11 protein-coding genes are annotated in these 13,077 nt (G+C 60.5%); 2 read left to right on the forward strand and 9 right to left on the reverse strand.

Features of this window, described 5'->3' with window-relative positions:
• Positions 1 to 57: 57 nt before the first annotated feature.
• From HP062_RS13205 to edd, 9 genes are all read right to left on the reverse strand, one after another.
• Entirely contained in the window at positions 58 to 1,218 is a 1,161-nt protein-coding gene (locus HP062_RS13205; RefSeq protein ID WP_010457386.1) for an ABC transporter ATP-binding protein, read from the reverse strand.
• Positions 1,219 to 1,220: 2 nt separating this feature from the next.
• Positions 1,221 to 2,066 (reverse strand): carbohydrate ABC transporter permease, encoded by an 846-nt coding sequence (locus HP062_RS13210; RefSeq protein WP_010457388.1) that lies wholly within the window; start codon positions 2,064 to 2,066, stop codon positions 1,221 to 1,223.
• On the reverse strand, positions 2,059 to 2,967 hold the full coding sequence (locus tag HP062_RS13215) for a carbohydrate ABC transporter permease (protein WP_010457390.1): 909 nt from the start codon (positions 2,965 to 2,967) through the stop codon (positions 2,059 to 2,061). The genes HP062_RS13210 and HP062_RS13215 overlap by 8 nt, the downstream gene beginning before the upstream one ends.
• A 148-nt stretch (positions 2,968 to 3,115) precedes the next feature.
• On the reverse strand, positions 3,116 to 4,417 hold the full coding sequence (locus tag HP062_RS13220) for an ABC transporter substrate-binding protein (RefSeq protein ID WP_010457391.1): 1,302 nt from the start codon (positions 4,415 to 4,417) through the stop codon (positions 3,116 to 3,118).
• Between the two features lie 117 nt (positions 4,418 to 4,534).
• Positions 4,535 to 5,794, reverse strand: coding sequence for an AGE family epimerase/isomerase (locus HP062_RS13225; protein WP_172791515.1), 1,260 nt, complete (start codon positions 5,792 to 5,794; stop codon positions 4,535 to 4,537).
• A gap of 226 nt (positions 5,795 to 6,020) precedes the next feature.
• Entirely contained in the window at positions 6,021 to 7,490 is a 1,470-nt protein-coding gene (locus HP062_RS13230) for an ATP-binding protein (protein ID WP_172791516.1), read from the reverse strand.
• On the reverse strand, positions 7,480 to 8,211 hold the full coding sequence (locus HP062_RS13235; protein ID WP_010457397.1) for a response regulator: 732 nt from the start codon (positions 8,209 to 8,211) through the stop codon (positions 7,480 to 7,482). The genes HP062_RS13230 and HP062_RS13235 overlap by 11 nt, the downstream gene beginning before the upstream one ends.
• Before the next feature lie 183 nt (positions 8,212 to 8,394).
• Positions 8,395 to 9,345, reverse strand: coding sequence for a glucokinase (locus HP062_RS13240; RefSeq protein ID WP_010457399.1), 951 nt, complete (start codon positions 9,343 to 9,345; stop codon positions 8,395 to 8,397).
• Positions 9,342 to 11,168: a phosphogluconate dehydratase gene (edd, locus tag HP062_RS13245; protein WP_010457401.1), complete on the reverse strand. Its 1,827-nt coding sequence runs from the start codon at positions 11,166 to 11,168 to the stop codon at positions 9,342 to 9,344. The genes HP062_RS13240 and edd overlap by 4 nt, the downstream gene beginning before the upstream one ends.
• Positions 11,169 to 11,388: 220 nt before the next feature.
• Here edd and gap point away from each other — a divergent pair, with 220 nt between their 5' ends.
• Together gap and HP062_RS13255 are read left to right on the forward strand one after the other, a co-directional pair.
• On the forward strand, positions 11,389 to 12,390 hold the full coding sequence (gene gap, locus HP062_RS13250) for a type I glyceraldehyde-3-phosphate dehydrogenase (RefSeq protein WP_077748694.1): 1,002 nt from the start codon (positions 11,389 to 11,391) through the stop codon (positions 12,388 to 12,390).
• A gap of 15 nt (positions 12,391 to 12,405) precedes the next feature.
• Positions 12,406 to 12,870 (forward strand): methylglyoxal synthase, encoded by a 465-nt coding sequence (locus tag HP062_RS13255; protein WP_077748695.1) that lies wholly within the window; start codon positions 12,406 to 12,408, stop codon positions 12,868 to 12,870.
• Positions 12,871 to 13,077 lie beyond the last annotated feature (207 nt).

Here is a 13,077-nt window from a genome sequence, read left to right on the forward strand (position 1 = left end):
CGAAGGCGACCCTGAAATCGCCTTCGTCCGCAAGCCTGGTTCCTACAGTTTTAATCTTCAGCGGCCTTTGAATTGGGCGACGTTGGCGCCGTGGCTCTCGGCTTTTGGTTGACCGGCCACCCCCAGGCGCTCCCCGGTCTTGGCATCGAACAACAGCACTTTCGATGGATCGAATTGCAGGGTCAGGGTCTCGCCCACGTTCGGCGCGACGTCCGGCGCCAGGCGGCAGCAGACTTTGGTGTCGTTGAGATTGACGAACACCAGGGTGTCGGGACCGGTCGGTTCGGTGACCTGGACTTCGGCGCGAATGGTCGGCAAACCGTTCGGCTCGCTGCCCGCCAGAACGATCTGCTCCGGGCGCAGGCCGAGGATCACTTCACGGTCTTCCAGACCGGCGTCCTGCATGCCCATCGGCAATTCGCAACGCGCCTGGCCGCTGTCGAGCAGCGCCACCAGACGACCGTCCTTGCGCTGCAAACGCAGCGGAATGAAGTTCATCGGCGGCGAGCCGATGAAGCTCGCCACGAACAGGTTGGCCGGGTTGTTGTAGATGTCCTTTGGCGTACCGAACTGCTGAATGATCCCGTCCTTCATCACCGCAACCTTGTCGCCCAGGGTCATCGCTTCGATCTGGTCGTGGGTCACGTAGACCGTGGTGGTTTTCAGGCGCTGGTGCATCAGTTTCATTTCAGTGCGCATCTCGACGCGCAGCTTGGCGTCGAGGTTGGACAGCGGTTCGTCGAACAGATAAATCTTCGGCCGACGCGCCAGGGCACGGCCCATCGCCACGCGCTGTTGCTGACCACCGGAGAGTTGACCGGGCTTGCGGTTGAGCAAGTGTTCGATCTGCAACAGCTTGGATACCCGCGCCACTTCCGCTTCGATGTCGGCGGCAGGCATTTTGCGGATCTTCAAGCCGAAAGCGATGTTCTCGCGCACGCTCATGGTCGGGTACAGCGCGTAGGACTGGAACACCATGGCGATGTCGCGGTCTTTCGGGCTCATGCCGCTGACGTCCTGATCACCGATCATGATCGCGCCGCCGGTGATGGTTTCCAGGCCGGCGATGCAATTCATCAGGGTCGATTTACCGCAACCCGAAGGTCCGACCAGGATCAGGAACTCACCGTCCTTGATCGACAGTTCGATGTTCTTGAGGGTGTCCGGCAGGCCGGGACCATAGGTCTTGTTTACATTGCGAAGTTCGAGCGTAGCCATGATTACCCCTTGACTGCGCCGGCCGTCAGCCCGCGCACGAAATACTTGCCTGCGACCACATAGACCAGCAGGGTCGGCAGCCCGGCGATCATCGCCGCCGCCATATCAACGTTGTATTCCTTGGCCCCGGTACTGGTGTTGACCAAGTTGTTCAACGCCACCGTAATGGGTTGCGAATCACCGCTGGAGAACACCACGCCGAACAGGAAGTCGTTCCAGATCTGGGTGAACTGCCAGATCAGGCAGACCATGATGATCGGGGTGGACATCGGCAGGATGATCAAGCGGAAGATGGTGAAGAAACCCGCGCCATCGAGCCGCGCCGCCTTCACCAGCGCATCGGGAACGCTGACGTAGTAGTTACGGAAGAACAGCGTGGTGAACGCCAGGCCGTAGACCACGTGCACAAACACCAGGCCGGTGGTGGTGCTGGCCAGGCCCATCTTGCCGAGGGTGAACGAGGCCGGCAGCAGGACGGTCTGGAACGGCAGGAAGCAACCGAACAGCAGCAGACCGAAGAACAGTTGCGAGCCACGAAAGCGCCACATCGACAGCACATAGCCGTTCAGTGCACCGATGGCGGTGGAGATCAGCACCGCCGGAACGGTGATCTTGATCGAGTTCCAGAAGTACCCGTCAACCGTGCCCCAGGCCTTGACCCAGCCAATGCCGCTGACCACGGTCGGCCAGCTCAGCAGGTTGCCGGAGTTGATGTCTTCCGGCGTCTTGAAACTGGTCAACAGCATGACCACCAGCGGTATCAGGTAAAGGAATACCGCCAGGATCAGCACGCTGTAGATGGCGATGCGACTCAGGCTGATGGATGGTTTGGCAGCGAAATTAGTCATGACGCTTGGTCCTCAGCTCGGAGTACAGGTAAGGCACGATGATTGCGAGAATCGCACCGAGCATCAGAATCGCACTGGCCGAGCCCATGCCCATCTGGCCGCGACTGAAGGTGAAGGAATACATGAACATCGCAGGCAGGTCAGAGGAATAACCCGGGCCACCGGCAGTCATTGCCGCCACCAGGTCGAAACTCTTGATCGCGATGTGGGCCAGGATCATGACCGCGCTGAAGAACACCGGGCGCAGGCTCGGCAACACCACTTTCAGGTAAATGCGCGGCATGCTCGCGCCATCGATCTGGGCAGCACGGATGATCGATTGATCCACGCCACGCAGGCCGGCGAGGAACATCGCCATGATGAAGCCCGAGGCTTGCCAGACCGCCGCGATCACCAGGCAATACACGACGCGATCCGGGTCGATCAGCCAGTCCAGGCGAAAGCCTTCCCAACCCCAGTCACGCAGCAATTTGTCCAGGCCCATGCCCGGGTTGAGCAGCCACTTCCAGGCGGTACCGGTGACGATCATCGAGAGCGCCATCGGGTACAGGTAAATGGTGCGAATGAAACCTTCGCGACGAATCCGCTGGTCAAGAAACACCGCCAGCAGCACACCGATCACCAAGGTGATGCCGATGAACATGCCGCCGAACACCGCCAGGTTTTTGCTCGCTACCCACCAACGGTCGTTGTCGAACAGCCGCTGGTACTGCGCCAGGCCCGCCCATTTGTAAGTCGGCAGGAAGGTCGATGTGGTGAACGACAGGATGAACGTCCACAGGATATAGCCATAGAAGCCCACCAGGACGATGAACATGCTCGGCGCCAGCACCAGTTTCGGTAGCCAGCGCTGCAGTGCATCGAACGGCGAGGCCTTGCTGAACACAGCAACAGAACTCATGGGAAGATCCCGTACGAGAGAAAATTTACGTTGGAAATGCTGACCCTTGCAGGCGTGAGACTGCTTGCGATAGCTGAGTGTCAGACTCTGGATGTATCAACTGATACACCGCTAACGCGAGCAGACTCGCTCCTACAGGGGCCAAGCATTACTTGGCAGCTTTGACGGCCGTGCCCAATTGCTTGGCGGCAGTCGCCGGATCGGCTTTCGGGTCGTTGATGAAGTTGGTCACCACATCAAAGAACGCGCCCTGGACCGCCAGCGTGGTCGCCATGTTGTGCGCCATGCTCGGCTGCAGGCCGCCGGACTTGGCGTCCACCAGGAAGTCCTTGGCAGCGGTCTGGGCGCAGGAGTCGAAACCGTACTTGCCCATGTCGTTCAGCATGTCGATTCGAACCGGGATCGAGCCCTTGTTGATGCTGAAGACTTTCTGGAAGTTCTCACCCAGCACGACCTTGGCAATGTCCTGTTGAGCAGCAGCAGTGCCTTTGTCTTTCTGCTTGAACACGGCCAGGGAGTCGATGTTGTAGGTGAACGCCTTGTCGGTACCCGGGAACGCTACGCACTCGTAGTCCTTGCCGGCGACTTTCTTGGCGGCTGTCCACTCGCTCTTGGCCCAGTCGCCCATGATCTGCATACCGGCCTTGCCGTTGATGACCTTGGCCGCTTCCAGGTTCCAGTCCTGGCCTTTGCCGTCGGCGTCCATGTAGGTCGCGACTTTCTTCAGCTCGGTCAGCGCCTTGACCATTTCAGGACCGGTCAGTGCTGCGTTGTCCAGGTCGACCAGGGCTTTCTTGTAGCCGTCGACGCCCATGACCGACAGGACCACCGCTTCGAACACGGTGCTGTCCTGCCAAGGCTGGCCGCCGTGAGCAAGCGCAATGAAGCCCGCTGCCTTGAGCTTGTCACCGGCGGCGTAGAATTCCTGAAGGGTGGTTGGCGCTTTTTCGATGCCGGCTTTCTTGAAGACTTCCGGGTTGATCCACAGCCAGTTGACGCGGTGAATGTTCACCGGCACGGCCACGTAGTCACCTTCGTACTTCACGGTATCGGAGACTTTCTTGTCGAGCAGACTGTCCCACTTCTCGGTTTTGGCCGCGTCTTTCAAGACGTCGGTGTCGAGCAGACCGGTAGACGCCCATTCCTGGATGTCCGGGCCTTTGATCTGTGCGACGCCCGGTGGGTTGCCTGCAACGGCGCGGCTCTTCAGCACGGTCATGGCGGTCGCACCGCCACCACCGGCAACGGCGCCGTCCTTCCAGGTGAAACCGTCTTTTTCGACTTGGGCCTTGAGGACATCAACGGCCGCTTTTTCGCCACCGGAGGTCCACCAGTGAACGACTTCTACCGAACCTTTGGAATCGGCGGCAAGCGCACTGACAGGGAATGCAGAGATAGGGAGCAATGAGGCAAGAGAAATGACAGTAGCGAGGCGAGAAATCGCATTCATCTAGAATTACCTTTCTTGTTGTTATGCATGCAAGTCTGGTGCTTGCGCTGCATAGGATTTTAAACAGGAGTTATCCCCTCGCAGGTAACGAAGGGACGCTTGAATGTCACCACATGGTTACACAGGAGCGCTCTGGGACAACTGCCCCAAGGCCGTGGCCATGCTCGGCGCCAGTGGCAGGCGCGGGATCAGGACGGCTTGCCAGGCGTGATACAGATCCGGTTTACCGGCCCAGATATCGGCACTTGGACGGTTTTGCGGGTCGAGCTCATGGTGCCAACTGCCATCGCAGCGGTCGATGAAATGACTGTCACAGAATTCCCAGAACAGCCGGTACCAGGTTTCGTATTGCGTATCCCCAGTGCGTTTAAGCAACGCGCTGGCGGCGGCACTGGCTTCGCAATGGGTCCAGTGCAAGCGATGGCGAACCACCGCGCGATTGTCCCAGTCGAGGGTGTAGACAATCCCGGGCAGCCCGTCGACATCCCAGCCGTGACGGCAGTTGTGATCGAAGAGTTTTTGCGCGTCGGTGGCCAGCCAACCCGGCGTGAGCATGCCGGCTTGCACGCGTGCCGCTTCGAGGTGCAGCAACAGCCGCGCCCATTCGAAACCGTGGCCCGGGGTGGTGCCGTAAGGGCGGAAACCGTCGGCCGGGTTGTCGTGGTTGTACTCGCGCAGCGGCTGCCAGTCGCGATCGAAATGCTCGACCACCAGGTAGTCGTTGGCAGCGGCGTGACCATGAATGACGCGCTCGACGATGCGCTGAGCGCGGACCAGCCAGCGGTGGTCGTCGGTGACATCGGCCAGGACGAGAAAGGCTTCGGTGGCGTGCATGTTGCTGTTGGCGCCGCGGTAGGCTTCTTCACCGCTCCAGTCGCGCTCGAAGGATTCGCGCATTGCGCCCTCCTCCTCGCTCCAGAAATGCGTGTCGATTATGTTGATCGCATCGTCGAGCAACGCCTGTGCACCGGGGCGCTGGGCGACGACCGCCGAACTGGCCGCGAGGGCCACGAAGGCATGCAGGTAAGCGGCCTTGCCGGTGTTGTCATCGTGATGATGGGCAGCGGCAAACCAGCCGCCGTGTTCGGCATCACGCAACGGGCCGCTGAGCGCCTGGATGCCGTGATCGACCAGCTCGGCAAACCCCGGCAACCCCTGAATGTGCGCCATGGCGAAGCTGTGGGTCATGCGGGCGGTGTTCATGGTTTCGGCGTGGGCGTTGGCCGGGAGACGGCCCTTTTCATCGAGATTGCCGAAGCCTTCGGCAAGCTTTGAAGCCTTGGCAAATGCCAACAGGCGCAAGCCTTCGGCCGCGAGCCATTGCTGATGGGCAGGTGCGTTGAGCCAACTGCTGAATGCAGGTTGGAAGGTGTCCATGGGGTGCCTTTTTTTGTTGTTTTGACTGAGGGCAGTCTAAACAACGGGCGGGGGCGGGCTTGTAACGAAGGGGGCGAGTTATGTCACCAAACTGTGACATACAGATTTTGTGGTGGATGATTATTTGTGGCGAGGGAGCTTGCTCCCGCCGGGGCGCGAAGCGGCCCCAAAAGAAGGACTGCTGCGCAGTCCAGCGGGAGCAAGCTCCCTCGCCACAGGGTCCGCGTCAATCGATCGAACGAGGCAACTGCAACGTCACCCGCAACCCGCCTTCACGCAGGTTTTGCAGGCTGACTTCACCGCCATGGCTATGGGCAATGTTGCGCGCAATCCCCAACCCCAAGCCATATCCCTGCTGCTGCCCGGCCAACCGGAAGTGCGGTTCGAACACCTGCTCCATCCGTTGCTCCGGCACGCCTGGCCCTTCGTCATCGACATGCAGGATGAAGGCGCTCTCGTCGTCATCGATATGCAAATGCGCGTTCTGCCCATACTTCAATGCGTTGTCGATCAGGTTGCCGATGCAGCGCTTGAGCGCCAGCGGTTTGCCCGGGTACGCCGCCAGCGCCCGGCCCTGCTGGGTGACGCGACCATTACCGTTGGGCGCCAGGTACGGTTCCACCAGACAATCGAGCACATGGTTCAGATCCACCGGCTCGATGTTTTCGTGAATATCGGTGTCTTTCACGCATTGCAGCGCGCCCTTGACCAGCAATTCCAGCTCATCCAGATCGCGGCCGAACTTGGCTTGCAGCTGTTCATCTTCAAGCAATTCGACCCGCAGCCTTAACCGGGTAATCGGCGTGCGCAGATCGTGGGAAATTGCGCTGAACAACTGGCTGCGCTCGGTCAGGTAACGGCTGATGCGCTCGCGCATCGCATTGAAAGCGCGGCCCACTTCGACCACTTCACTGCCGCCGCCTTCGGCCACCGGTTCGACTTCGGCACCGAGGGACATGTCCCGCGCCGCCCGCGCCAGGCGTTTGAGCGGACGACTCTGCCAGTGCACCAACAGGCCGATGAACAACAGCAAAAAGCCACTGGTGAGCACGATGAACCAGACCTGCTGCGCCGGCAGGCCCTGTTCTTCAAGGCTGGTGTAGGGCTCGGGCAACAGCGAGGCGATGTACAACCACTCGCCCGGCGCCATCTGGATTTGCGTGACCAGCACCGGCGGGTTCACCGGCTCCAGCGTCAGCGCGTAATGCGCCCATGAGCGCGGCAACTCATCGAGTTTCAGCCCGCTGTTGAAGATCCGCAGGTCTTCGGGGCTGACGAAGGTCACCGAGATATCCGTGTCTTGGCCGAGGGACTCGCGCAATACCTGATCCACGGCCTTGAGCACGGCTTCCTTGCGCGGGGTGATCGGCAACACTTCCATGCCCAGCGGCTTGTCGTTGAGGGTCACCACGAAACGGGTGCCGCCCATGCTGCGCAATTGGTCGAGCACCAAGGGACGAAACGCCACCGGCAGCGAACGAAAATAACTGACGCTGGCCGTCATCGAATGGGCCAGGCTGCGGGCACTGGTGACCAGGCCTTCAAGTTGGGTGGCACGCAGTTGCGACACCCAGATCACGCTCGACAAGGTCTGCGCGAACAGCACCGCCAACAGGGTCAGCAGCAACATGCGCCCGAGCAGCGAACGCGGCATCGGCACGCGGGCGGCGAGCTTGCGCAACCACTCAGTGGCCATTGCTGGCAACCACATTGGCGGCCAGTTGGTAGCCGCTGCCACGCACGGTACGGATCAATCGCGGCGGTTTTTCGGTATCACGCAGGCGCTGACGCAAACGGCTGACCGCCATGTCGACGATGCGATCCAGCGGCATCAGATCGCGGCCACGGGTGGCGTTGCCGATGGTGTCGCGGTCGAGGATTTCCTGCGGATGATCGAGGAACAGTTTCAGCAGCGCAAAATCGGCGCCGGAGAGAATCACTTCTTCGCCGTCGATGTGGAACAGCCGGTGGCTGACCATGTCCAGCCGCCAGTCGTCGAACGCCAGCACTTCACCGCCGGAACGCTCCTGACCGAACTGCGCGCGGCGCAACAAGGCCTTGATGCGCGCCTGCAATTCACGGGGGCTGAACGGTTTACCGAGGTAGTCGTCGGCGCCCAGTTCCAGGCCAATGACGCGGTCGGCCTCGTCGGAGCTGGCGGTGAGCATGATGATCGGCACCTGCGCCTGACGCGGGTGTTGGCGGATCCAGCGACAAAGGCTGAAACCGTCTTCGTCGGGCAGCATCACGTCGAGGATCACCAGATCGCTCGGCGCTTCGTTCATCGCTTGGCGAAAGCCCGCGCCATCGGGCGTGGTGCGGACCTGGAAACCGGCGCGGGTCAGGTAGGTGTCCAGCAACTCGCGTATCTCTTGATCATCATCGACCAACAAAATCGACTTGTTGACTGAGCTCACGGGGCGGCGTCCTTGTTGTTTGAATTGGGCGGATTATGCCTGATCGCGGGTAAATCGTTGGTGTCTGTACGGACGCCTTCGCGGGCAAGCCTCGCTCCTACAAGGTCAGAGCCGTTCGCGAATTCCGTGAACGACATAAAACCTGTAGGAGCGAGGCTTGCCCGCGAAGGGCGCGACTCGGTCTTAGGCCTGATCGAGCGCCACACCCGCACCCATCAACCCGGAATACGGCGCCGTCACCAGCCACACAGGGATGCCTTTGAAGTAATCGCTCATGCAACCCTTGTCGGCGAAGCACCGGGCAAAGCCGCTTTCAACGAAGAAATCGGCAAACCGCGGAATCACTCCGCCGACGATATACACGCCACCGCGAGCCCCCGTGGTCAGCACGTTGTTGCCGGCGACACGGCCGAGCCAGCAGCAGAACTGCTCCAGCACTTCCAGCGCAATCGGGTCACCCGCCAGACCGGCAGCGGTTATCGATTCCGGAGTATCGAGCACCGGCTCATGACCGTCCACCGCACAAATCGCCCGGTAGACCCGCGGCAAACCGCTGCCGCTCAACGCCGTTTCAGCGCTGACATGCCCGATCTCATTGAAGATGTGTTGCCATAGTTGGGTTTCACGCAGACTGCTCAAGGGCAGATCGACGTGACCGCCCTCCCCTGGCAAGGCGGCAAAACGGCCTTCACCCAGGTCCAGCAAGGTGCCGACACCCAGCCCCGTGCCCGGACCGATCACCACGGCAGGCCGCAGCGGCTCAGGCGTGCCTTCGCAGACCACCCGAAACTCACCCGGCTGCAAACGGGTCATGCCCAGCGCCATCGCCGAAAAATCATTGACCAGCAACAACTGATCGACCTGCAATGCCTTGCAAAAATCTTTGCGACTGAGCCGCCAGTGATTATTGGTGAACTTGAATTCATCACCGCTCACCGGGCCAGCCACCGACAGGCATACCGAGCCGATCGAACCCGGCGCCAGGCCAAGCCCGCCCAGATAGAGGGCAATCGCCTCTTCCGGGCTGGCGTGGTCGGCCGTTGCCAGCACCTGGATCGCTTCCAGTTGCTGGTTTTTCCACAACGCGAAACGTGCGTTGGTCCCACCGATGTCACCGACCAAAGCCAGTTTCAATTAAGCGTCTCCAGGGCAGAAGTAAAGGCGCTGGCGCCCTGCTCTGCGGAGCTGAAGGCCATGCGCATGAAACCAAACAGTTCGCGACCGCTGCCAATATTGTTGCCCAACAGGCCCTTGGCCGGGGTGCGCGCTGCAAATTCTTCGGCGTCCACCTTAAGCTCCAGGGTGCCTTTGACGCCATCGACGCGGATGATATCGCCCTCTTGCACCCGCGCAAGAGCGCCGCCGACATAAGCTTCGGGACTGACATGAATCGCCGCCGGGATTTTCCCCGACGCGCCGGACATGCGCCCGTCGGTCACCAGCGCGACTTTGAAGCCGCGATCCTGCAGCACGCCGAGGAACGGCGTCATTTTGTGCAGCTCCGGCATGCCATTGGAGCGCGGGCCCTGGAAGCGCATCACCGCGACAAAATCCTTCTCCAGCAAACCGGCCTTGAACGCGTCGGCCAGGTCCTGCTGATCCTGGAACACCATGGCTGGCGCTTCGACGATCTGGTTTTCCAAGGCAACGGCGGAGACTTTCATCACGCCACGTCCGAGGTTGCCTTCCATCACCCGCAAGCCGCCCTCAGGCGAGAACGCACGCGCGACCGGGCGAAGAATGGTTTCGTCGAGGCTTTCGATCGGGCCTTCGCGCCAGACCAGTTCGCCGTTTTCGAGGAACGGCTCCATGGTGTAACGGCTCAAGCCGTGGCCCAGCACCGTGTTGACGTTTTCGTGCAGCAGCCCGGCTTCCAGCAGTTCGCGGATCAGGAATGACATGCCGCCCGCCGCCTGGAAATGGTTGATGTCGGCTTTGCCGTTCGGGTAGACGTGGCTCAGGGTCGGCACGACTTCGGAGAGGTCGGCCATGTCCTGCCAGGTCAGTTGAATGCCGGCCGCCATGGCGATAGCGGGCATGTGCAAGGTGTGGTTGGTCGATCCGCCGGTGGCGTGCAGCGCCACGATGGAGTTGACCAGCGAACGCTCGTCGACGATTTCGCCGATCGGCATAAAGTCACCGTTCTGCTTGGTCAGACGCGTCACCTGATGCGCCGCTTCGCGGGTCAGGGCATCGCGCAACGGGGTGTTCGGGTTGACGAACGAGGCGCCCGGCAAGTGCAGGCCCATGACTTCCATCAGCAACTGGTTGGTGTTGGCGGTGCCGTAAAAAGTGCAGGTACCCGGGCTGTGGTAGGACTTCATTTCCGATTCCAGCAGCTCTTCGCGACTGGCCTTGCCTTCGGCATAACGCTGACGCACGTCGGCTTTCTGCTTGTTGGAAATGCCCGAGACCATCGGCCCGCCCGGGACGAAGATCGTCGGCAGATGACCAAAACGCAGTGCGCCCATCATCAGGCCCGGGACGATCTTGTCGCAGATGCCGAGCATCAGCGCGCCATCGAACATGTTGTGGGACAGCGCCACGGCGGTGGACAGCGCAATCACCTCACGGCTCGGCAGGCTCAGCTCCATGCCCGGCTCACCTTGGGTCACGCCATCGCACATGGCCGGGGTGCCGCCGGCGAACTGGCCGACGGAGCCGATCTCGCGCAGGGCTTTTTTGATCTGTTCAGGAAAGACTTCGTAAGGCTGATGCGCCGAGAGCATGTCGTTATATGACGAAACAATCGCAATGTTGGCGGAGTTCATCATCCGCAGACTGTGCTTGTCTTCAGTGCCGCAACCGGCCACGCCGTGGGCGAAGTTGGCGCATTGCAGCTTGCCGCGCATCGGACCGTCGCTGGCTGCATCGCGAATAAGCGCAAGGTAAGCCTCACGGGTTGCGCGGCTACGGGCGATAAGCCGTTCGGTGACCTCAAGGACGCGGGGATGCATGTGTAGAACTCCAGGCTAACGGATGTGGCGACCTGATTGTCTATGCTGAGCAAGAGCCGGTGTCGATGGGATGACAGACGGTTTTCTTGATCGGTCGGACCAGTTGATTCAGGTCACTCGTTGTAGATTGAACAAAATATTGCCATTAAAAAGGCTTGTTTTCTATTTTTATGCGAATAATCTTGTAATTCCAACAACAAAACGACGGCGGCCCTGTTAAATGACTCTTCGAATCGCAATCAATGGTTTTGGCCGAATTGGCCGCAACGTCCTGCGCGCACTGTATACCCAAGGCTATCGCCAGGATCTGCAGATCGTTGCCATCAATGACCTTGGCGACAGCGCGATGAACGCTCATCTGCTCAAGTACGACACCGTTCACGGCACGTTCGACGCCGATGTCCAGCACGATCAGGAAAGCCTGACCGTCAACGGTGACCGTATTGCCGTCAGTGCCATTCGCAACCCGGCCGAGTTGCCTTGGGCCGCGGAAAAAATTGATGTGGTGTTCGAGTGCACCGGTCTGTTCACCGACCGTGCCAAAGCCGCCGCGCATATTACGGCCGGCGCGCGCAAAGTGATTATCTCGGCCCCGGCCAAAGGCGCCGACGCCACCGTTGTCTATGGGGTCAACCACGACATTCTGCGCCAATCGCACCAGATCATTTCCAACGCATCGTGCACCACCAACTGCCTGGCCCCGGTGGCGCAGGTGCTGCACCGCGAACTGGGCATCGAAAGCGGTCTGATGACCACGATCCACGCCTACACCAACGACCAGAATCTGACCGACGTCTACCACACGGACCCGTACCGCGCCCGTTCGGCCACCCAGAACATGATCCCGAGCAAGACCGGCGCCGCTGAAGCGGTCGGCCTGGTGCTTCCGGAACTGGCGGGTAAACTGACCGGCATGGCGGTACGTGTTCCGGTGATCAACGTGTCGCTGGTGGACCTGACCGTGCAGCTCAAGCGTGAAGCATCGGCCGATGAAGTGAATGCACTGCTCAAAGAAGCCGCCCAGCACTCGAAGATTCTCGGCTACAACACCCTGCCGCTGGTCTCCAGCGACTTCAATCACAACCCGCTGTCGTCGATCTTCGACGCCAACCACACCAAGTCCAGCGGCAAGCTGCTCAAGGTACTGGCCTGGTACGACAACGAATGGGGCTTCTCCAACCGCATGCTCGATAACTGCCTGGCGCTGTGCAACGCTGAGTAACGGGGAGCTAAACCGATGATCGGTATCAGCTTCACGCAAAAGACCATGGCGGCGCGCAAGCGTATCGCCTTGGTCGCCCATGACCACTGCAAGGTATTTTTGCTGGACTGGGCCGAGCGGCAGAAGGACAAGCTTGCGCAACATGAACTGGTCGCCACCGGCACCACCGGGCTGTTGTTGCAACAACGCCTGGAGCTACCGGTGGAAAGCATGATCAGCGGCCCCTTGGGCGGCGACCAGCAACTCGGTGCGCGCATTGCCGAGCAGCGGGTCGACATGCTGGTGTTTTTCTGGGACCCGTTCGAACCGCAACCCCATGACCCGGACATCAAGGCGTTGCTGCGGGTCGCGGCGGTCTGGAACATTCCGGTGGCGTGCAACGAATGCAGCGCCGACTACCTGCTCAGCAGCCCGATGATGGAGCAGGCTCACGCCCACCGCATCCCCGATTACGCGACCTATCTGTTGGGTCGCGCCTGAACCGCTTTCGGATCCATCACTGACCCCCTTGAACGGATAATGGACATCATCGTCCGTTCAAGAAGGATCAGGTACGCCAGCCTCAGAATCTCCCCGCGATTTCCCCCGTTTTAAGCCCTGTTTTCGGCAGATTTTTCCGCGCAAACGTTCAACCCCTACCGTTCGTCGGGGCCACCATCATGCATCCTCGTCCCACGCCGATGTGCA

The sequence above is a fragment of the Pseudomonas sp. B14-6 genome (genome assembly GCF_013260315.1).
Classification (GTDB): domain Bacteria; phylum Pseudomonadota; class Gammaproteobacteria; order Pseudomonadales; family Pseudomonadaceae; genus Aquipseudomonas; species Aquipseudomonas mandelii.